Raw genomic sequence first — 21802 nt, 5'->3', positions numbered from 1 at the left:
GAGTGGTTGCTGTGATATTATGTTTTCTGAGAGTAAAAATAAATGGGATAGGAAAGAATTATGAATTTTAAATTTACTAAAGAGTGGACAAAAAGTTTTTTTATGATGATAATAGCTGTTATCCTTATGGGAATGTGCGTGGCAATGCTTGTTTTAAGTGATATGGGGACGGACCCGTATTCCGCTATGAATTATGGCATTTCAGCCAGACTCGGCATGACATTTGGAAACTATCAGCTTATATCAAATTTGGTACTTCTGGTACTTGTTGTCATATTTGAGAGAAAACTTATAGGAACAGGAACTCTGGGAAATATGATACTTGTCGGATATTCAGCAGATTTTTTCTCATGGGTGTTTAAGGATATTTTTCATGTACCGGCACATCTTTCACTTGGTATGCGAGTCGGCTTTCTGATACCGGGACTTATAATATTTGTTGTTGCGGCAGCAGTATATATGCAGAGTGGACACGGTACAGCTCCTTATGATGCAGTATCATTTCTTATAAGTGATAAGATAGAAAAATATACGGGAAAAAATACATTCAGGGTTGTAAGGATTATCTATGACCTGGTGGCAACATGTATAGGATTTGCGGCAGGTGGGGAAGTTGGTATTATGACTGTATGTATGGTCATAATGATGGGACCTACCGTGGACTATGTTGGAAAAATCTTTGATAGGAAAAAAAATAAGGTGGAAAATGCAAATGGCTGATACTTTTGAAAATAAAAAAGATAAAGCAACTCTAAAAGCTGAAAAAAGGGCGGCTATAAAGGCTGCAAGGGATGCGGCAAAAAAAGCGGCAGGAAAAGAAGTAAGAGTTCTGTCTGCAGAAGAAAAAATATACAATTCAGCGGTTTCAGTGATGGAAGCTGCAGACTGCGTTGAGAGATTTGAAAGAGTTTATATTTCTATGAACAATGCTGCCGCTAAGTTTGGAAAAATCCCAGGATATCTTGATTCCGATGAGAGAAGGGCAAAGTGTCTTGAGATTGCTGATAAAGCGGTAAAGAACGGAACTGCTGAGGTGTTTGATTTATCGTGCCAAAGACAGAAAAAGTCAAAGACTAAAAGCGATTTTGTAGATGCCATAGAGAATTTTGAAAGATGTAAAAAGTTCAAGTACAAGGTCGAAGAATGTGACAGGCATATAGAAGAATGTCAGAAAGGAATATTAAAACTTGAAACTAAGGCAGCATATAAAAGAAGAGGAATTGTGCTGGCTGTTTTTGCTGCACTGATAGTATTCCTTTGGCAAACTCCGGTGTATCCGATGTGCAAGGGGATATATCACCAGTCACAAAAAAAATACAAACTTGCCATAGCCAACTATAAAGAAGCAAATGGCTTTTTGGTTGCAAATGGCAATATGAAAAAGTGCTATTATTATATAGGATTGAAAAAGGAGAAAAAAGGAAATGACAAATCGGCTTTGATAAATTTCAAAAAGGCTGAGAAAAAGTTTGACGCACAGGAGAGAGCTGCAAAACTTGAAAAGAAATTTATACAGGCAGCGAATGTCGGTGATGTGGTTATATTTGGAACTGCAAACTGGGTCATTCTTGAAAAAACATCTGACGGCAAAGTGCTTATGATGAAAGAGAAAGCAGGAAAGAAAAAGAGATTTTCGATGGAGGAAACGGAAAGTAACGACTGGTATGAGTCAAAAGCCCGCCGCTGGCTCAACACAAAGCAGTTGAAAAAATATTCTGACAACGAACTTGGACTTGTCGTGGTTCAAAATTATGTGAAATCGGCTGACGACAGTGAATTTCCTGAATACTTCTTTGAACTTTCAAAGGATGATTTTGAAAAATATAAGAATGTGATTCCACAGGCAGATATGGCATACTGGCTTAAAGAAGCAGGCGAAAAATCAAATGAGATATTATGCGTACAGCCTGACGGAAATATAAAAGGAGAGGATGTATCAAACAGCGAAATAGCCTTAAGGCAGGCTTGCTGGCTTGATATAAATAAAAGTGTTGAGACTGCACCGACAGCAACTCCGGCAGGATAGATAAATGATATTAAATATCAGAAGCAGATAATAGTATTAAAAGAAAGCAGCAGAGCGGATTATGAATATCCGCCTGAAAATGAGGATAATAGAATCGAGGAGAATTTATGAGATTTGCAGCAGATGAGAACAATACTAAGATAACGGGACGAACCATATACAGGGACGGAGTGCGTTATCTCGGTTATACCGGTTCAAGTGTATCGTTCAGATTTAAGGGAAAGACAGCAAAGGTGGAATTGGTATCGGATGCCTCAACCCATGAAAAGAGAGATTACGCATGGGTTGCCGTGTTTGTTAAGGAAGAAAAGGATAATGAAATATCGTATGGTGCGGCTGCCGATGAGGAGCCATATAAAAGATTTTGTCTTGACAAAGACGAAGCTGAGTATGTACTTTATGAGTCAGATGAAGAAAAAACGGTAACAGTCACTCTTATAAAATATTCAGAAGCAGAGTATGCAGCTTGCGGCATCAAATGGATAGAGACGGACAGTGAGGAGATTTTGACACCTCCTGCGGCTAAAAAGCTTAAGATAGAAATGGTAGGTGATTCGATTACCTGCGGATATGGCAATGAGGGTGGAGTTGAAGAGACACAGCATGATACTTCAAAAGAAAATCCGATGGGAGCATATTCACTTCTTACGGCAACACATCTTGATGCGGATGTAAATGTTGTTGCATGGAACGGTAAAGGTGTGATTACGGCATACATAGGAGAAGATGCACCAAAGGTTAAAGATGCGGACTGGCTTGTGCCGATGCTTTACGAATATACGGACGCAGGCTGCGAGAGGGATTATCTTCACACACCTGAGGACAAATGGGAAAAGTGGGATAACAGTAATTTTATTCCGGACATTATCACGGTGTATCTTGGAACAAATGATGCAAGTTACACGGATAATGATGCAGCACGAAACGAAGAATTTGTAAACGGTTATACAAAATTCCTCGGTACGATAAGGAGTAAAAATCCTGAAATACCGATTTTATGTATGCTCGGTACGATGGATAAAAGACTGTGTGGTTCAGTAGAAAGAGCGGTTGAACTTTTTAACAGTAAGAATAATACGGATAATGTATATTATCTTGAACTTCCGTTTCAGGATGAAGCTGACGGACTCAGCATAAACTGGCATCCTACGGTTAAGACTCATAGAAAAACGGCTGAAATTGTTGAGAAAAAGATAATTGAAATATTAAAAAAATAATAAAATACTTACAGCTTAAGTTTGATGGGAAAGGTCTGATTAAAAATGCGGGATATGTGGGCTAAATTAAAATATATATCTATAATATGCTTATTGCTGTCAGCAGTCTGCATTTTTGATTTTGATACTGCGTCAGCAGACAAATTGTCGACAGTAAAACTTAAAGTAGGTTTTTGCCAGCTTGACGGATTTTTTGAGTACGATTCAAATGGAGATGAATATGGATATGGTGTAGATTATCTGAACGAAATATCCAGATTTTCAAGTATTCATTTTGACTATAGTTATATAAAAGTAAAATCGTGGGAAGAATTGCCGGGGCTTCTTAAAAGTGACAGCATTGATATTATTATGCCGGTATCGGAGTCGGTTAAGGCTTCAAGTGAACTGAGTTTTACTACTGAAGATATAATGACCACTTACCATGCCATAATGACGAAGAAAAATCGTGGTGACCTGTATTATGATGACTATAACAGCATAGGCAGGATGAAGATTGCAATAACAAAACAGCTCCTTGATTATGTTGGGATGAAGTCATACTTAAAATCCATAAATGTATATAAAAATTTAGTATATTATGATGATTACAATGAATGTAAACAGGCTTTAGACGATGAGAAAGTGGACGGTGTCATAAGCAATGTTATGGATCTTACTGACGATATGAAGATTTTAAATAAATTCAGTGTATCTCATAATTATATTGTTATGAAAAACACTAATCCATATTATAAAGATGTCAATAAAGCACTTACGGAGCTTAAGCTTGCCGAGCCGACATTTGAGAATGATCTTAATGTAAAATATTATCCGGACAGAATAAACACACCTCTTGGAAAGCACGAAGAAAATTATATCAGAAAAAACAATATATTAAATGTTGCAGTATATGATGACTATAAGCCTATAAGTTATTATGACAAAAAGAGTCATAAATATAAAGGGATAGCAGTAGATCTTATGGATAAGCTGGGCGAAAAGCTCGGAATAAGGTTTAAGTATTTTGCGATAAATACGAAGGATCCCTATGATATGTTCAATAGTACGAAAACTGATATTGTACTGCCGGTCTATGTTGATGACCTGATGTATTATAAAAAGTATTTTATAACAAAAAGTCTGTTTGACTCAGATATAAATTATATAACAAAGAGCAGTTATGGGACGCTTAATGACAATGCGAGAATTGCGGTGGTAAAAAAATATAAATATATATCAGATTGTCTGAAAAACAAAACACAATACAATATTGTTGAGTATGACACGATAGAAGATGCCTGTAACGGGGTAAATGACGGTGAGGTGGATGCATTTGCGACCAGTACATACAAAGCAAAGTATATCATTCAAAGTCCTAGATACAGGCAGCTTGATATAAGAGAATTTAATAATATATCAGTGCCGTTTGGTCTTGCGATAAACAACAATTCCATATTAGAATCAGCTTTAAACAAAGGAATACAGTACATAACATCAGAAGAAAGAAAAAATATTATAGATAAAAATACAGCATATAAATGGTCTGACCTTTCTTGGTATGATAAGCTGTACTCCTATATAGATGTACTTTCATTTGTTTCACTTATACTTGTATTTGCAGTTATCGGAATATTAATCTACATAAACAGCAAAAAGAAATTTATTGAGCAGATACAGCAAAAGAGTGATGAGGCAATAAAAGCAAGCCGTGCAAAAACTGACTTTTTATCGAGAATGAGTCATGAGATAAGAACACCTATGAATGCTATACTCGGCATGGCGGCTATAGGACGGTCGAGCACGGAGATAAAGAAAAAAGATGAGTGCATAGACCAGATAATTGATTCCGGCAATTTTCTGCTGCAGATAATAAACGACATTCTGGATATGAACAAGATTGAGCAGAATAAGATTGAATTAAAAGAAGAATATGTCGAGAGCATGGATTTTGTTGGTTCAATAAAGAAAATGTTAGAGGCAAATGCAAAAAAATACAATGTTGAACTTAGGGCAGATTTCAGCAAGTACAGATCTTTTCTTATCAAGATAGATCCGCTTAGGACAAAGCAGATATATGTAAATATCATAAATAATGCGTTGAAGTTTTCAAACAGCGGTTCCTATGTCGATTGGATAATGGAGGTAGAGGACATAGATGAAAAACTTGTTCATATTCATTGTGTAATAAGAGATTATGGTTGTGGGATGAGCAAAGAATTTCAGAAAAAGATGTTTATGCCGTTTGAACAGGAATATAATGAATTTACAAATAAAGTTGAGGGAACCGGACTTGGACTTACGATTGTAAAAAATCTTGTTGAGATAATGGGTGGAACTATAGAATGTGAGAGTGAACCCATGAAAGGCACAACATTTACGATAGACTTTGACAGGGAAGTTCATAGTATTGATGAAGCAAAAAGAAATTCAGCAGTAAAGCCGGACGAAAGTATTTTAAAGGATAAAAATGTATTATTGGCAGAGGATAATGATATAAATGCTGCCGTTGCAATGGAAATATTGAAAGCACATGGAATGAATGTAGAGCGTGCAAAAGACGGTCAGGAAGTAGTAGATATGTATTTAAAATCAGCTGAGGGCAGATATGATGCTATACTTATGGATGTCAGAATGCCTAAAATTGATGGTATGCAGGCGACAAAGATAATCAGAAATTCATCGCATGATAGAGCAAAAAGCATCCCTATAATAGCGATGACAGCAGATGCATTTGATGAGGACATGAAAAGAACAATGCAGGCTGGCATGAATGCACATTTGACAAAGCCGATAGATATAAAGAAGCTTATAAAAACGCTTGTGTCACTTATCCATAAAGAAAATTAAAAATATAATCAGCAATACAATGAGCAAGCCTAAATATTACCGATTATATTTTTAGGGTTGAACTGTTACTAAAAGTCAGATAAGAATCAAATCTACACTTGACATTCACACTAGAAATGGGTTAATATATACGGCAGAGTGAGATTTAAGTTGCAATTCACATTTGTGTGGATGGCATTATATTTAAGTCACATGAAGGGGTACACCACCGCGGGTGTATTTCTTTGTGTGGCTTTTTTTATTATATATGACAAAGTCATATATAATAAAAAAAGCTCCGCGGATGTGCACAGATGCGTAAAGCAAGATAACTTGTCCTCAGACAATACTAATTTTAAAGGAGAGCGATATATGGTACATATTAATGGAAAAGACGAAAATGCGGCAGGTATGACTATTCAGAAATACCTTGATGACAATGATTATAAGGTTACGCATATTGCGGTTGAGTGTAACGAAAAGATAATTGATAAAAGTGACTATTCAAATTATATTTTAAAAGATAATGATGTTGTAGAAATAGTAAGTTTTGTTGGAGGTGGCAGTGGTATGTCAAAAGATACATTTACATTAGGTGGAAAAGAATTTTCATCAAGATTTATTTTAGGTTCAGGAAAATATTCAATGGAGCTTATCAAAGCGGCTGTTGAAAATGCAGGTGCACAGATAATCACACTTGCGGTAAGAAGAACAAATACAAAGAAAAGTGAAAATATTCTCGACTATATTCCGGAGGGTGTAACACTTCTTCCTAATACATCAGGTGCAAGGGATGCAAAAGAAGCAGTCAGAATAGCAAGAATGTCAAGAGAACTCGGCTGCGGTGATTTCGTAAAGATTGAGATAATGAAAGACAGCAAATATCTTCTTCCTGACAATGCCGAGACGGTAAAGGCTACGGAAATTCTTGCAAAAGAGGGATTTACGGTACTTCCTTATATGTACCCTGACCTTTATACAGCGAGAGATCTTGCAAATGCGGGAGCCGCCGCTATCATGCCGCTTGCATCACCAATAGGTTCAAACAAAGGTCTTGCGACAAAAGAATTTATCCAGATAATAATTGACGAGTCGGATCTTCCGGTAATCGTTGATGCAGGTATCGGAAAACCTTCACAGGCTTGTGAAGCTATGGAGATGGGAGCCGCCGCTATCATGGCAAACACGGCTATTGCGACGGCTGGTGATATTCCGGCAATGGCAGGTGCATTTAAGTCAGCTATCGAAGCAGGAAGAAGTGCATATCTCGCGGGACTTGGACGAGTGCTTGAGAGAGGTGCACAGGCCTCTGATCCGCTTACGGGATTTTTGAGGGATTGATCGAATGAAATCTTGTAAGATATTGAACGCAGATCGCAAAACGACTGCATTCATGAGCAATCCGCTTTACGGATTTAATTGGCTTATATTATATGTTACGGCATAGTAAAATATAGTTAAGATAGTTTTTTCAATTTAGATTGAATATGAGAGTACATCATATAGGAAAAGAGGAAGAAAAATGGCTGAAAATCAATTTTTTGTAGATTCTGATAAATTGTCAGAAAAGGCTTTAGAGCATAAGCACAAGTTAGAGACTGACCCATCTTGCCGTACTAATCATATGGAGTATATGGAGGGAATGGAGCAGATAAATTCTGATGTTATGGATAAGGTTCTCTCTCAGATGAATTCATATGATTATGATAAATATACTGCTGTTGATGTGCGTAGGGCACTTAACAGTGAGACTTGCAATGTTGAGGATTTCAAGGCTCTTTTGTCACCTGCCGCCGCTCCGTTTCTTGAAGAGATGACACAGAGGGCAAAGATTGAGACGAGTAAACATTTTGGAAATACGGTGTATTTGTTTACACCGCTCTATATTGCTAATTATTGTGAGAATTATTGTGTTTACTGTGGTTTTAACTGCTACAATGACATTAACAGAAAGAAACTCAATGCTGATGAGATAGAGCATGAGATGAAAGTCATCGCCGACTCAGGCATCGAGGAAATACTTATGCTCACGGGTGAGAGCAGAAGTGCAAGTGATGTTAAATACATAGGTGAAGCGTGTAAACTTGCCGCAAAGTATTTTAGAAATGTAGGTCTTGAGATTTACCCGGTAAACAGTGATGAGTACAAGTATCTTCACGAGTGCGGTGCCGATTATATAACGGTTTTCCAGGAGACATACAATTCAGACAAATACGAGACACTTCATCTTATGGGACATAAAAGAGTATTTCCTTACAGGTTTGAAGCACAGGAGCGTGCCATCATGGGAGGCATGAGAGGTGTAGGTTTCTCAGCACTTTTAGGTCTTTCAGATTTTAGAAAGGATGCACTTGCAAGTGCACTTCATGTTTACTATCTTCAGAGAAAATATCCTCATGTTGAGTATTCACTTTCATGTCCGAGACTTCGCCCTATCATCAATAATGATAAAATAAATCCACTTGATGTGCACGAAAAAGAGCTTTGTCAGGTGCTTTGTGCATACAGGATATTCCTGCCGTATATCGGAATAACGGTTTCATCAAGAGAGCAGAAACATTTTAGGGACGGAATCGTAAAAATTGCCGCAACAAAGGTTTCGGCGGGAGTATCAACCGGCATAGGCGACCATGAGAGCAAATATGCAGGCGAGGACGATGCAGATGCAGGCGATGAGCAGTTTGAAATTTCTGATGCAAGAAGTTTTGATGAGATGTATGGAGATATGGAGGATGAGGGATTGCAGCCAGTCCTCAATGATTATGTGTATGTTGGATAGAAAGAACATTGTTTATAACACAAACGTTGTTTATAACACAAACATTGTTTATAACACAAACGTTGTTTGTGTGACAAACCGCAGGCTCGTGAAAGCATATGCAGAAACCGCAGGCGAATCAGACACAAATACAAAATTTGCAAAAGCATATGCAGAAACCACAGACAAGATGAACTTCACAAAAAAAAGGGAAGAAATGTCCTCATTTACTCCGTTTCTTGAAAAGATAGAGGAGGCTGCAAAAAAGCAGCCTGCCTTTATCATACTTCGTGAAAAGGATCTTCCACCCGTTACATACAGGGAACTTGCCGTTAAAGTCCTTGAGATATGCGAAAATGCAGGAGTGTCATGTGTGCTTCATTATTTTTATAAGGAAGCAATCGAACTCGGAGTGAAAAAGATACATCTTCCGCTTCATATTCTTGAGAAAATGACAGAAAGAGAGAAAAACTGTTTTGAAGTGATAGGTGTCTCGACACATTCAGTAGAACAGGCAAAGATGGCTGAGGAACTTGGAGCATCCTACATAACAGCAGGTCATGTATTTGTCACGGACTGCAAGAAAGGGCTTGCACCGAGAGGACTTGGATTTCTTAAGGAAGTATGCGAAAGCGTTGACATAGATGTCTATGCCATAGGTGGAATATCTGAGGAAAATATGAGCGGCTGTATAGCTGCCGGGGCAAAAGGTGTCTGTATGATGTCGGGTTTTATGAAGTGAAATGCTTGGCATATACAAAAATGTGTAAAATATTATAATATGCGTATATCATATAGGTAAAAACTCTGTTTAATTAAAAATATAAAATTAAGGTAACAGTTCAGCCCAAAAAAACAAGCCAATAATACATCGAGCAAGCTCGTGTATTATTGACTTATCTTTTTTTGGCTGAACTGTTATTATTTACTGTAAAAATTGTCATATTTTATTGATATGAGAAAAAAAATAGGGTAAAATACATATATAAGATTTAAGCAAAGAAGGTGGATAGGTGTGAGCTTTATAAATACAAATGAATTATGTACAGGGTGCAACAAATGTATTAGAAATTGCCCGGTTTTTCCGTCAAACAGTGCGGTAGAGAATAATAAGGTAAATGTTGTTTTAGATGCCTGCATAGACTGTGGAGAGTGCATAGATGTATGTACTCATAATGCAAGGGAATATACGGATGATACAAAAGAATTTTTTGATGCTGTTAAAAACGGTCAAAAGATAACCGTTGTTATTGCTCCTGCATTTATAGCCAATTATCCGACACAGTATAAAAGGATACTCGGTTATCTAAAGGAACTCGGTGTGTCACACATTTACAGTGTAAGTTTTGGTGCTGACATTTGCACATGGGGGTATCTCAAATATTTTGAAAAAACAGGAAAGAAAGGCATGATTTCAAGTCCATGTCCAGCAGTTGTAGATTATATAGAGAAGTATAGAAAAGAACTTATAGAATATATGATGCCTGTTTACAGTCCGGTCATGTGCATGGCAAAGTATCTGAAAAAATATGAACACATCACGGAAAAGATAGCATTTTTATCACCTTGTATTGCTAAAAAATCAGAGATAAACGATAAAAATTGTGAGCAGCTCATTTCATACAATGTGACATTTAACAATTTTATGGATTATATAGGTGATGCATACAAAACAGCGAGGGAATACAATGACGAACTTGCATATGGTCTTGGAAGTATGTATCCTATGCCTGGCGGCTTAAAGGAAAATGTAAAATGGTTCCTCGGTGAGGATGTGTCTGTCAGACAGGTTGAAGGTGAACATGAAGCATATAGATTTTTGGATGAGTATAAACCGTCATCGGATAGTCCGATAATGATAGATATACTCAACTGCGGAAACGGATGTCTGTTTGGAACGGGTACGCAGTCAGGGGTTGACGGGCAGAAAGTGTATGCTGAAATGTCAAGACAGAGAAAAATTGCAAAGACTGAGGCGAAAAAAACTAGATTTAAAGTTCAAAAAATATCGTCATGGACTGAAAATGCGAGCCCGCAGGAAAGATACAAGGCATTATGCAGGCAGTTTGAAAATCTTAACCTCAATGACTTTGTCAGAAATTATACAGACAGAAAGATAGATATTAATACACCGTCGGCAACACAGCAGAATGAAATCTTTAGAGATATGAATAAAATTACGAGTGAGCAGCAATGTATTGACTGCGGATGCTACGGTTATGACAGTTGTAAAGAGATGGTTAAGGCTATTTACAATGGCATCAATCGAAAAGAAAATTGTATTTATTACATAAAGAGTGTCGTAGAGAATGAGAGGGATGAGATTTCAAAGCTTCGTGAAATGGAAAAAGAAAATCAGATAAAAAAGGATGAAATGATAGCAGAAATCGTAAAGCAATTTGAAAGTATAGGCAGTGGGATTGCTGAATTATCAAAGGCAAACGATACATCTGCGGGTGAAGCGACAGATATTTCAAAGATGGTTTCTGAAATATCTGAAAGATGTAACGAACTTACTGATTCACTCGGTGTAATATCCGAATTTATCGATGTGTTTAAGTCTACATCTGAGAATATTACGGGAATAGCCGGTCAGACAAATATGTTATCGTTAAATGCTTCGATAGAAGCGGCGAGGGCAGGCGAATCGGGCAGAGGATTTGCGGTTGTTGCGGGGCAGATTGGCAAACTTGCAGATGAGACTAAAACACTTATCATTCAAAATAATAATAAGGCAGATGAGACATTGCCGAAGATGCAGCTTTGTATTGAACTTATTAAAAATCTCGTAAATGACATTGAAAGTATAAACGAGAAAGTAGCGGCTATAGCAGCAACAACAGAAGAAATTTCTGCACAGAGCCAGAGTTTGCAAATGATGTCGGGTGATATTGAGGAAAGTGTCAAGCTTATATAGCAGGCAGAAGTGTTAGTCAAAATTTAGTATGTTTTAGGATAAAATTACTATATAATTAACATTTTGGTCTATATAAGATTGCTTATACGATAGGTGGCATGAATTTTATAAAATAAAAACGGAGAAAATGGAGGAAAAATATGGATATTGAAAGGAATGTGAAAAATAAAAGTGAAACGGCAGATATAGAAAGGATAGGCTTTTTGCACTCTTTAAAAGCAAAGATATTGCTGCTTGTAGCGGCAGCGGTAGTGCTTACCGTGGTACTTAATCTATGGACGGTTATACCTAAATCATCATCAAACATATCAGAACTTACATCAAACTATATGCTAGATGTAGCGATGGTTGCAGGTGAGGGTATTGACAATCAGATAAGAATGTCATCTTATGATTCGGTTATGTCGGGTGGAAATCTTTCAAGGATTGTCGGAAATGTAGAAATAAAAGGTGTAAAAGACAGTTATACATATATTGTAGATGGTGACGGAACTATGCTGTATCATCCTACTGCCGACAAAATAGGAAAACCTGTTGAAAATTCAGTTGTAAAAGGGGTTATTTCAAAATTAAAGTCAGAAAACAGACCGCAGCCGGAAGTGGTTCAATATAATTTTAATGGTGAAACAAAATATGCAGGAATTTATGTAGGTAAAAGCAAGGACTTTATTCTTGTTGTAAATGCAAATAAAAAACAGGCATTATCAGGGACAACTTCTATTGTAACATCGACTGTAAAAGGAAGTATTTTTGCAATGGTTTTGTGCCTTATAGCTGCAATATTTGTCACGAGAAAGATAGTTGCACCGATTATAAGTGCAACGGACACTGTTGAGAAACTTGGAAACCTCGATTTCAGTGAAGATGTTTCTTCGGATAAAAAGATGCTTAACAGAAAAGATGAAGTCGGTGTAATGTTGAGGTCGATTACCGAATTGAAGAATATTATAGTAAAAGTTATGGCGGAAATCCGTGCATATAGTGAAAGTTTAGGTGAGGCTGCCGAGGCATTGAAGAATAGTGCAAATGAGTCATCAACGGCTGCCGGACAGGTGGAGACAGCTATCACAGGTATAGCAGACGGAGCGTCATCACAGGCACAGGAAACCCAGTCCGCTACGGAAAATGTTATTGTTATGGGAAAAATGATAGAGCAGGCGTCAACTGAAGTCGAGCAGCTTGGAGATAATGCGGCAGATATGCATAAGGCAAGCGAAAATGCAATGAGTATTCTTGCTGAACTTGAAAAAATCAATCAAAAGACAATGGAAGCTATTCATATTATAGGGGAGCAGACACAGAAAACAAATGAATCGGCTGCAAAGATTAAAGTTGCGACGGATATGATTTCGGAAATAGCAGAAGAAACTACACTTCTCTCACTTAACGCAAGCATTGAGGCGGCAAGAGCAGGCGAGCAGGGCAGAGGATTTGCAGTTGTCGCAAATCAGATACAAAAACTTGCAGAGCAGTCGGCAGATGCCACAACGCAGATTACGGAAGTTATCAGTGAACTTGTAAATGATGCTCAAGAGAGTGTACAGACTATGGATGAAGTAAAAGAGGTAATGAATCAGCAGAGTGAAAATGTGTCTCAGACTGAGAAAGCGTTTAAAAATGTTGAAAAAGGAATTGCAGAGTCTATAGAAAGTGTTGAAAAAATTACAGACAAGACAAGAAAACTTGATGAGGCAAGAGCCGGAGTTGTTGACGTTGTGCAGAGTCTTTCAGCAATAGCAGAAGAAAATGCAGCAAGTGCAGAAGAAACATCTGCTTCAGCAAGCGAGGTAGGTTCAATAATGGAAGATGTATCACAGAATGCAAATATGCTTGATGAGATAGCGGTTAAACTGAATGAAAATGTTAAGAGGTTTAAAATCTAATGAAATATCAAGGAAGTCCCCGGCTTATTGCGTATAGCAATAAGCCGGGGACTTTTTTTGATGTATAGGAAAATGCTCATAATGAAGCGTGATGCCAGGGTAAAACGCTATTAGGGATATAAGCTTTTTCTGATATGTTGCAGCAGCAATTAATCGTGTTATAAGCAGTATCGGAGTGGGTTACGATTTTTATTTTAATGTTGATTTTGTATGGTTTACTGTCTGTAATGAGAAAGAAAATCCTTGAGTCCCTCCATAGACTTTTCAAGAACTGAAAGCTGTGGAAGATAAACAACACGGAAGTGGTCAGGACTTTCCCAGTTAAATCCGCTTCCGGGAACGATAAGGACTTTCTTTTCACGGAGAAAATCAATAGCAAATTTCTCATCATTTAAAATATTGAACTTTTTAATGTCGAGTTTAGGGAAAATATAAAATGCTGCTTTAGGTTTTACGGCAGATACTCCCGGAATATCGTTTAAAGCCTTGTAGATAAAATCTCTCTGTTCAAAAATTCTTCCGCCCGGCTGGATATAAGTTTCAACGCTCTGGTATCCGCCAAGTGCAGTCTGAACAATTGACTGTGCAGGAACATTTGAGCAGAGTCGCATATTAGAAAGCATATTCAATCCCTCGATATAGTCTTTTGCAATATCTTTTCGACCGCTTAATATCATCCAGCCTATTCTAAAGCCTGCAATCATATGTGATTTTGAAAGACCGCTGAAAGTTATGCAGAAAAGGTCAGGGGCAAGTGATGCTATTGAAATGTGTTTTTCACCGTCCATGACAAGTCTGTCATAGATTTCGTCAGAGAAAATCATAAGCTGATGTTCTCTTGCAAGTTCAACAATCTGTTCAAGAATTTCCTTAGGGTAGAGGGCACCGGTAGGATTGTTAGGGTTGATGATAACGATAGCTTTTGTCTTATCTGTAATCTTGCTTCGCATATCTTCAATATCAGGATACCATTCAGATTGTTCATCACATATATAGTGAACAGCTTTACCACCGGCAAGTGTTGCGGTAGCTGTCCAGAGGGGGTAATCAGGTGACGGAATAAGAATTTCATCTCCGTTGTTGAGGAGTGCCTGCATACAGAGATTGATAAGTTCGCTTACACCGTTTCCGGTATATATGTCATTTATAGTCACATTAGGAATATTTTTAAGCTGTGCATATTGCATGATTGCTTTTCTTGCCGTATAAATACCCTTTGAATCAGAATATCCCTGTGAATATTCAAGTTCGTGACGCATATCTATAAGAACTTCTTCCGGGGCTTCAAATCCAAAAGGAGCAGGGTTTCCGATATTAAGTTTAAGGATTTTTGAACCCTCGGCTTCCATTCGGTTAGCCTCATCAAGAACGGGACCTCTTACATCATAAAGTACATTATCAAGTTTTGAAGATTTTTTTAAAGTTTTCATTTTTGCATATCCTTTCTCAGAATTGTCTGACGGTTTATCACTGTTAAAATTATTTCGTGAGTTGTTATTTGTATTATTATCTGATGTTTTATTGTTTTTACAAATATCCGCTGAGTTATTATTTTTAAAATCTGTCGCAGATGCCTGAGTGGTATCTGTTTTTTTGCCGAAGTTATCATCTCCGGTACGATTGTAGCGATTTTTTGAAATATCCTCTTTTATGCTGCTTTCTGCACCTGAAAACTCCTGTGGAACATCAAATCCCTGCAGCCAAGCCGGATTAACATCAAGGGCAAGACTTAACACATTTAATATATCTTTTCCGGGCTTATTTTTTCCGCTGCAATATTGGCTTAAATAATTTTTGGCAAGCTTGACATTATATTTTTCACAATATGGTATGGCGAGGTTGAGGACATCAACCTGTTTTAAACCACGCTGATTCATAATATATTTAAGGCGTGCCGCGACGCTTTCTGTTTTATTCATAAAAAACCTCATTTCTGCAAACACTTTTTATCTTATAGCCGGTGTCTGACTTTGAACTTTATATCATAATATTATAATATCACTGGTTCAAAAAAAGTTCAAGAAAAATAAAACAATAAAAGAAATTAAAGGTAACAGTTCAAAATATTCGAACCTAGTTCTGAGCATATGTAATCGGAGGCTATGTAAATATGTTTTTCGTAACAGTTCAGCCTTCCATTTATTACAATCATAAACCTGCCAGCAAACTGTCAGTCGCTGCTACGCAGCTTATGTTTACCTCATATATAAATGAAAGGCTATTTTACCATAAAAATATAATCAGCAATACAATGAGCAAGCTCAGATATTAACGATTATATTTTTATGACCGGACTGTTACTGTTTTTCACATATTGATGTGTTAATGTTCGATTTTAACCTTTGCATCATAATATATACCTGTTATAATGTAAAAAACAATTATGAGCAGACAACAGAGCGGATTGCAAATATACGCTTTAATAGTTTATAGTATGTTTGTTAAAATTATATATATTTGTTAAAATAAAATGGTACATAATATATATGTATTTGGTATTAAGAAAACAATTATTAAGTTTTAAAGAAGATTGTGTGAAAAATAAAATTTTTCACATACAAGATTTGTGTCTGCGTACACCTGGCACAAACTTGTTATACAAAAAATGTGTGCAGAAATGAGGATTTTTATGGCAAAAAACAGTAATTATGATTATGAGGAAACGATGGTGACACTTACGGATGAAGATGGAGTTGACAGAGATTTTTATATAGATGAAATTTATGAAGTTGACGGAAAGACATATTGTGCCGCAATCCCAGGGGATGTGGAAAATGTCACGGAATATTATGTGTTTAGACTGAAAGACCTCGGAAATGATGATTTTGAGATGGAAGACATAGATGACGAAGAAGAATATGATGCGGCAGCAGATGCTTACGAGGAAAAGCTTGATGCGAGAGCGTGGAGCAGAATGATGGAGCAGAAGTAAAATTATGTCATTCAAACAATCGAATTTTTAGTGCAACAATAATTAAATTTAATGTGGTTTTTTTGACAGAAATAAATGTTATAATGAATGAAACTAAAGGCACAGTGCCTAAAAGTAATGTACTCTCGGAATCTTCTGAACGAAGAATTTCGAGATGGATTATTGATATACAATGACATTTTCGCAGTGCGTACACGGTGTGTACGACGAGAAAATGGAAACAGTATATCGGAAATCCAGCCGAAATGACTCGTTTTGAGAAGATACCGAGAGTGCATAAGTATAGAAAGGTAGGAAATTATTATGAGAAAACAGATTAAAGGTATTTTAGCGGCAGCTCTTTCTGCAGCTATGGTAGTTTCACTTGGCTCAGCAGCAGGTGTAAACAAAGCTTCAGCAGAAGACACAACAACAGAAGCAAAGCATACATACAATGCTATACTTGGATTTGAGTCAGCAGGAGACCCGGATTGGGCATATAGAAAATTTGTTGAGAATGAGGATCAGGGAATAAAAAGTAAAGATTATGACTGCCTCACTCAGTATATGGCAACAAATACGGGTAAACATGATGCAAGTATGACAAATGCAAAAATCGACAAAGATGGTACTTATACGGTTACTATAGATAATCTTGATTTTTCAAAGCAGACAAGTATAAACATGGCTTATGTTATAACAGACATTCCGGCAGCAATGAAAGGTGTAGAGTTTACAAATGTAAAATATTCTGTTGACGGTGAAGTTGTAGCAACTCAGGATAAAGCAGTGCAGAAATATGATCAGAAAGATTATTATATGCTGATGAGCGTATGCACATACAACAATCCAGCTGACAAAGTAAATGGAGATCTTTCTACAAAATTACCTTCAAAGAGCCTTTCAATCACATTTGATGTAAAGGGTGTTGACTTTGATAAGTCTTACAAAGCAGAAACAGTAGGACTTGCAAAAGGCAAGACAATAAAAAAGAGCGGTGTTACATATAAGGTGACAACAGCAGCTACATATACAGAAGGAACAGACAAGAAAACAACAGGAAAAGTTCAGGTAACAGGATTTGACAAAAAAGCAAAAACATTAAAAGTTGCAGACACTATCAAAGTCGGAACAGAGTCATACGCTGTTACAAGCATCAAAGCAGGTGCGTTTAAAGGGGCATCAAAGGTTACGGCAGTAACGCTTGGAAAGAAAGTAAAATCTATCGGAAAGGATACATTTGTAAATTGCAAAAAGCTTAAGACTTTAACAATCGGTGTTAAGCTCAGCTCAGTAACAAAGAACTCTTTCAAGGGATGCAAGACAGTTAAAGTAAAGGGAACTGCTGCAGCAGCAAACAAGAAATTACTTGCAAAACAGAACAAGACAGTTAAATTTAAGTAATCCTGAAGGCAGATGATTATTACACCACGCTTTTAGTGTGTAGGGCAATAAGTGGTGGGTAAGGATGTTGGCTTGAGTCAAAAATTCCTGTTGACGGAGCATAGAGCGACTGTGCTTATAAACGGGCAGTGAAGCATGATTTTATAAGAATATAATAAAAAGGACATTGCACAATGAAAACACCGTTCTGGAAATATGATTTCAGAGGTGTGCCAAAGTGTGCGTGTCCTTTTTTATTGTATAGGAAAATGTTTGTAAAGTAGTGTGATGCCAGGAGCAAAACGCTGTTTTTGCTCTTTTATGGAAACGAATATTGTTAAATATTCGCTTCCGTTTTTTGTTTATACTCTTTTTACATATTATAAATAATTTTTGCCTTTACATCGTCAGCAGTTTCTTTATCTTTCAGGCGTGTGATAATAGCTCCTGCAAATTCAATGCAGGTACCCATGCCACGGCTTGTCGTGAACTGTCCGTCAATAACAACAGGTTCGGTGAGATATTCGGCACAATTAAGATTAACTTCCTGGCCCGGATAGCAGGTAGCTTTATGGTCTTTTAAAATGCCAAGCTGACCATAAACTGTAGGTGCGGCACAAACAGCGGAAAGCAGCTTACCGTTTTCTTTAAACTCCAGGATTTTGTCGGTAAGTGGTTTATAAGCTAAAAGATTAGGTGTTCCCGGAATACCGCCCGGAAGAATAATCATTTTAGCACTGTCAAAATCAGCTTCTTTAAAAAGTTTGTCTGCCTTGATAGTAACATTGTGTGAACTTGTAACCTCGAGTGTGTCAGTGATAGAAACCATATCTATCACAAGTCCGGCACGGCGCACCATATCAACAACTGTAAGCATTTCTACTTCTTCGTATCCCGGTGCCAAAAAAATAAGAGCATCTGTCATAATAAACCTCATTTCTGCACACATCAATTATTTTGTATTAATATATCATTAACATCACACTAAGCTGTGTCAGGTGTGCACAGACACAAAGCTTGTGGATTAAAATCCTGCATTAGCAGTGATTTTGCACTATACTATATTTGTCAATGAAATTAGTATCCGAATAAACTGCTTGTATTTTGTAACAATTCTACAATAAAAATAGAAGCAATAATACAATAAACAAGTCTATTATATCGAAAATTATCCTTTTATAGCTGAACCGTTCTTAAAATTTGATTAAAATTGCAAATCGGTACTGTTAAAATTGTGATGATTTGTTATTATTATAATACAAAGTTTAAAAACAATAAAGAGTGGTATAATTTATATATAATCATAGATTATATGTAATCATAGATTATTGTAATCAATGACAATATAAATAAAGACATTCGGGAATGGTGGATATTATGGAAAACAAAAAAACATGGCAGAAAAAAGATGGTGAGGATATGAAAAAAGGACGGTATGCAGATGGTCAGAGCAAACCTGTTGATGCAAATAGTGAAAATATCATAGAAGAAAAAGATATTATTAAGGAAGAAAAGATTTTGACTTTCACTGGAAAAAAAGTCAGGGAAACAGTCGGATGGTTTAATTTTGATAAAAAGTATCTTAAAGTCTGTCTATATGCATTGTTTGTTATATTCTGGGGAGCGATAATATTTATTATGATGCAAAACTGGGGTGCAACAAAGGCATTTATCATGAACTTTTTAGGAGTGTTGTCACCGTTTTTTGTAGCAGTTATCATTGCATATTTTGTTTCGCCTATATATGAAAAGATATATGGTTTGTTTGAAAAGTCAGTGAGAGGAAAGAAAACTGCAAAACCGGTCAGAATGTTATCATTATTGTTATCATATTTACTTCTGGTAGGATTTGTTACAGTAGCATTTGTATTTGTAATTCCTCAAATTGGTGAAAGTATTACTGAGCTGACAAACAACATACCGGTGGTATATAATAATATTATAGATATGCTTGCAAATCTTCATGAGAAATATCCGGAAATTGACACGGATTTTGTAAGTGAAAAGCTTAATGAAATGGTTCCAAATCTTATAAAATATGGAACGAATATTGTGGGAAATGTAATACCGATGGTGTTTTCTATTTCTGTATCTATCGTGAAAGTCATGATAAATATATTACTTGCACTTATAATATCGGTTTATATGATTGTGGGGAGAGAAACATTTAAACATCAGGGAAAGAGACTGGTTTATTCGGTCTTTAGTGAAACAAAAGGTGATACGATATGTAAGACACTAGGAGAATGTAATGACATATTCAGTGCATTTCTTATAAGTAAAGCTATAGACTCGCTCATAATAGGCTGTCTTTGTTGTGTCATAATGAATATAATTCATTTGCCATACACAGTGCTTATAAGCGTTATTGTCGGAATAACAAACATGATACCATATTTTGGACCATTTATAGGGGCAGTACCGGGAGTATTGATATATCTTTGCACAAGTCCTAAAGATGCACTTATATTTGTGATAATGATATTTATATTACAGCAGTTTGACGGACTTATATTAGGACCAAGACTTCTAGGCCAGTCAACAGGGTTAAGTCCGATATGGGTAATATTCGGAATAACTGTCGGAGGAGCGTATTTTGGTGTTGTTGGTATGTTTATTGGAGTTCCGATGGTAGCAGTATTTGCATTTTTGCTTAATAAAGTTATATCATACAGGCTCAGTGGTAAAGAGATAAAGGCATTAAAAGTGGAAGATAAAGGGTCGATTCAATAAATTGTATTACTTCCGGGCAGCTTACTGCTCGGAAGTAGAGATTAGTTTGCTAAGTTTATGCCTAGTGTACTGTATCAATGACATTTCGCCAAATAACTTGCATAAATTTCCATCTGCTGTGTTGTTGTCAATCGCCGTAGCCCGCTACGGCTCATTCCTCCGCCTTGCAGAATGAAAATTTACCCTGCGTTATTTAGCTGAAAATCAATGATACACTAGTATTTGATTTTTATCTGTGACATATGAGTTTGCAAATAGGTTTACCCTGATTGAAGAATTTTTCTTCGTATTCGGTCATAATATTATCCTTTGCAGGACCATTTTTGTGGAGATTAAAATCATACATATCAATAGTCCAGCCGGCATCATTTATTTCTTCAAGAGAAAAATCAAAAAGAGGGCGGTTGTCGGTTTTAAACTGGATATGTCCGTCTTTAGCCAAAATCTTATCGTATCGTGCAAGAAATTGTGAAGATGTAAGCCTCCGTTTGGCATGGCGGTCTTTCGGCCACGGATCAGAAAAATTAAGATATATGCGGGACACTTCGCCCGGAGCAAAATATTCTGCAATATCCTCGGCATCCATGCGTAAAAACATAAGATTATCGGTTTCTAGTGATTCCCTCTTATCAAGTGCACGGACAAGAACGCTCGAATATTTTTCAATACCAATATAATTTATATCAGGATTTTCAGCAGCAAGTCCCATGATAAACTGTCCCTTACCCATACCTATTTCAATATGAATTGGATTATCGTTTTTAAATATGTTTTTGTTCCAAAGACCTTTGTAATCTTCACCGTTTGTTCCATCAGTTTGTATAGTATAAGGGTTTTCAAGAATTTTTTCCTGAGAACCTTTGACATTTCTAAGTCGCATATAAATCCTCCAGTAAATATTTATTTAACATTATCAGGTAAATCCACATTGCTATTGCATAGAGCATAATAAGCAGCGGGTTGGATATTTCCTCTAGTGTACTAGCAGAGCAGATTGTAAATATCCGCATTAAATGTTGTAAAGGGGTAAAATATCATTTGCACCAAACACTCTTGGTGTCAGTGTGTATTCTACACAATAGTACAAAAAAAGAGAGGATAATGCAAGTCCATTTGTTATCCCTGACTCTATTTTTGCTTTTGCTAATGTAAGCTGTATTATAAAT

The 21802-nt window shown here is 36.6% G+C and carries 15 protein-coding genes and 1 pseudogene; 13 read left to right on the top strand and 3 right to left on the bottom strand.

Translation table 11 applies throughout. From position 1 onward, the window contains the following. Nucleotides 1–60: 60 nt before the first annotated feature. The 10 genes and pseudogenes from DW721_RS12425 to DW721_RS12385 all read left to right on the top strand — a co-directional run bounded on the left by DW721_RS12425 (nucleotide 61) and on the right by DW721_RS12385 (nucleotide 13609). Nucleotides 61–720, top strand: coding sequence for a hypothetical protein (locus DW721_RS12425; protein ID WP_118745951.1), 660 nt, complete (start codon nucleotides 61–63; stop codon nucleotides 718–720). After that, on the top strand, nucleotides 713–2026 hold the full coding sequence (locus tag DW721_RS12420; protein ID WP_118745950.1) for a hypothetical protein: 1314 nt from the start codon (nucleotides 713–715) through the stop codon (nucleotides 2024–2026). Before DW721_RS12425 ends, DW721_RS12420 begins: the two co-directional genes overlap by 8 nt. Before the next feature lie 107 nt (nucleotides 2027–2133). Beyond that, entirely contained in the window at nucleotides 2134–3243 is a 1110-nt protein-coding gene (locus DW721_RS12415; protein ID WP_055945404.1) for an SGNH/GDSL hydrolase family protein, read from the top strand. A 144-nt stretch (nucleotides 3244–3387) separates the two neighbouring features. Next, nucleotides 3388–6072, top strand: coding sequence for a transporter substrate-binding domain-containing protein (locus tag DW721_RS12410; protein WP_182436314.1), 2685 nt, complete (start codon nucleotides 3388–3390; stop codon nucleotides 6070–6072). A 171-nt stretch (nucleotides 6073–6243) separates the two neighbouring features. After that, nucleotides 6244–6603, top strand: a pseudogene (gene thiS, locus DW721_RS16695) (sulfur carrier protein ThiS); the annotation flags it as partial. Nucleotides 6604–6621: 18 nt separating this feature from the next. Further along, on the top strand, nucleotides 6622–7392 hold the full coding sequence (locus DW721_RS12405) for a thiazole synthase (protein ID WP_347560386.1): 771 nt from the start codon (nucleotides 6622–6624) through the stop codon (nucleotides 7390–7392). Between the two features lie 181 nt (nucleotides 7393–7573). Further along, a complete protein-coding gene (gene thiH / locus DW721_RS12400; protein ID WP_118745948.1) occupies nucleotides 7574–8830 on the top strand; it encodes a 2-iminoacetate synthase ThiH in 1257 nt (418 codons plus the stop codon). 88 nt (nucleotides 8831–8918) lie between these two features. After that, a complete protein-coding gene (locus tag DW721_RS12395) occupies nucleotides 8919–9551 on the top strand; it encodes a thiamine phosphate synthase (RefSeq protein ID WP_243036013.1) in 633 nt (210 codons plus the stop codon). Nucleotides 9552–9824: 273 nt separating this feature from the next. Beyond that, nucleotides 9825–11726: a [Fe-Fe] hydrogenase large subunit C-terminal domain-containing protein gene (locus DW721_RS16635; protein ID WP_118745947.1), complete on the top strand. Its 1902-nt coding sequence runs from the start codon at nucleotides 9825–9827 to the stop codon at nucleotides 11724–11726. Between the two features lie 140 nt (nucleotides 11727–11866). Further along, entirely contained in the window at nucleotides 11867–13609 is a 1743-nt protein-coding gene (locus tag DW721_RS12385) for a methyl-accepting chemotaxis protein (RefSeq protein ID WP_118745946.1), read from the top strand. A gap of 215 nt (nucleotides 13610–13824) precedes the next feature. Here DW721_RS12385 and DW721_RS12380 read toward each other — a convergent pair whose 3' ends face one another. Continuing rightward, entirely contained in the window at nucleotides 13825–15039 is a 1215-nt protein-coding gene (locus DW721_RS12380; RefSeq protein WP_182436325.1) for an aminotransferase class I/II-fold pyridoxal phosphate-dependent enzyme, read from the bottom strand. A 1199-nt stretch (nucleotides 15040–16238) separates the two neighbouring features. On the opposite strand from DW721_RS12380, the gene DW721_RS12375 reads away from it, so the two are divergent. Both DW721_RS12375 and DW721_RS12370 read left to right on the top strand, forming a co-directional pair. Then, nucleotides 16239–16541: a DUF1292 domain-containing protein gene (locus DW721_RS12375; protein WP_022015306.1), complete on the top strand. Its 303-nt coding sequence runs from the start codon at nucleotides 16239–16241 to the stop codon at nucleotides 16539–16541. A gap of 303 nt (nucleotides 16542–16844) precedes the next feature. Continuing rightward, nucleotides 16845–17924, top strand: coding sequence for a leucine-rich repeat protein (locus DW721_RS12370; RefSeq protein WP_118745945.1), 1080 nt, complete (start codon nucleotides 16845–16847; stop codon nucleotides 17922–17924). A 352-nt stretch (nucleotides 17925–18276) separates the two neighbouring features. Here DW721_RS12370 and DW721_RS12365 read toward each other — a convergent pair whose 3' ends face one another. Further along, nucleotides 18277–18828, bottom strand: a complete 552-nt coding sequence (locus DW721_RS12365; RefSeq protein ID WP_055945393.1) for a DJ-1 family glyoxalase III — start codon at nucleotides 18826–18828, stop codon at nucleotides 18277–18279. Between the two features lie 452 nt (nucleotides 18829–19280). Here DW721_RS12365 and DW721_RS12360 point away from each other — a divergent pair, with 452 nt between their 5' ends. Further along, nucleotides 19281–20636: an AI-2E family transporter gene (locus DW721_RS12360; protein ID WP_182436313.1), complete on the top strand. Its 1356-nt coding sequence runs from the start codon at nucleotides 19281–19283 to the stop codon at nucleotides 20634–20636. A gap of 229 nt (nucleotides 20637–20865) precedes the next feature. On the opposite strand, the gene trmB is transcribed toward DW721_RS12360, so the two are convergent. After that, nucleotides 20866–21516, bottom strand: a complete 651-nt coding sequence (gene trmB, locus DW721_RS12355) for a tRNA (guanosine(46)-N7)-methyltransferase TrmB (RefSeq protein WP_118745943.1) — start codon at nucleotides 21514–21516, stop codon at nucleotides 20866–20868. Nucleotides 21517–21802: the final 286 nt, after the last annotated feature.

This window comes from Clostridium sp. AM27-31LB, assembly GCF_003480745.1.
Taxonomy (GTDB): domain Bacteria; phylum Bacillota; class Clostridia; order Lachnospirales; family Lachnospiraceae; genus Butyribacter; species Butyribacter intestini.
Note: the sequence above shows the minus strand (reverse complement) of the source record. Positions and strands in the feature narration are given on the sequence as shown.

Bases quoted from the DNA above. Each gene is read 5' to 3' on its own strand.
- DW721_RS12425 (WP_118745951.1), top strand. From the start codon at position 61: ATGAATTTTAAATTTACTAAAGAGTGGACAAAAAGTTTTTTTATGATG.
- DW721_RS12420 (WP_118745950.1), top strand. From the start codon at position 713: ATGGCTGATACTTTTGAAAATAAAAAAGATAAAGCAACTCTAAAAGCT.
- DW721_RS12415 (WP_055945404.1), top strand. From the start codon at position 2,134: ATGAGATTTGCAGCAGATGAGAACAATACTAAGATAACGGGACGAACC.
- DW721_RS12405 (WP_347560386.1), top strand. From the start codon at position 6,622: ATGTCAAAAGATACATTTACATTAGGTGGAAAAGAATTTTCATCAAGA.
- thiH (WP_118745948.1), top strand. From the start codon at position 7,574: ATGGCTGAAAATCAATTTTTTGTAGATTCTGATAAATTGTCAGAAAAG.
- DW721_RS12385 (WP_118745946.1), top strand. From the start codon at position 11,867: ATGGATATTGAAAGGAATGTGAAAAATAAAAGTGAAACGGCAGATATA.
- DW721_RS12380 (WP_182436325.1), bottom strand. From the start codon at position 15,039: ATGAAAACTTTAAAAAAATCTTCAAAACTTGATAATGTACTTTATGAT.
- DW721_RS12375 (WP_022015306.1), top strand. From the start codon at position 16,239: ATGGCAAAAAACAGTAATTATGATTATGAGGAAACGATGGTGACACTT.
- DW721_RS12370 (WP_118745945.1), top strand. From the start codon at position 16,845: ATGAGAAAACAGATTAAAGGTATTTTAGCGGCAGCTCTTTCTGCAGCT.
- DW721_RS12365 (WP_055945393.1), bottom strand. From the start codon at position 18,828: ATGACAGATGCTCTTATTTTTTTGGCACCGGGATACGAAGAAGTAGAA.
- DW721_RS12360 (WP_182436313.1), top strand. From the start codon at position 19,281: ATGGAAAACAAAAAAACATGGCAGAAAAAAGATGGTGAGGATATGAAA.
- trmB (WP_118745943.1), bottom strand. From the start codon at position 21,516: ATGCGACTTAGAAATGTCAAAGGTTCTCAGGAAAAAATTCTTGAAAAC.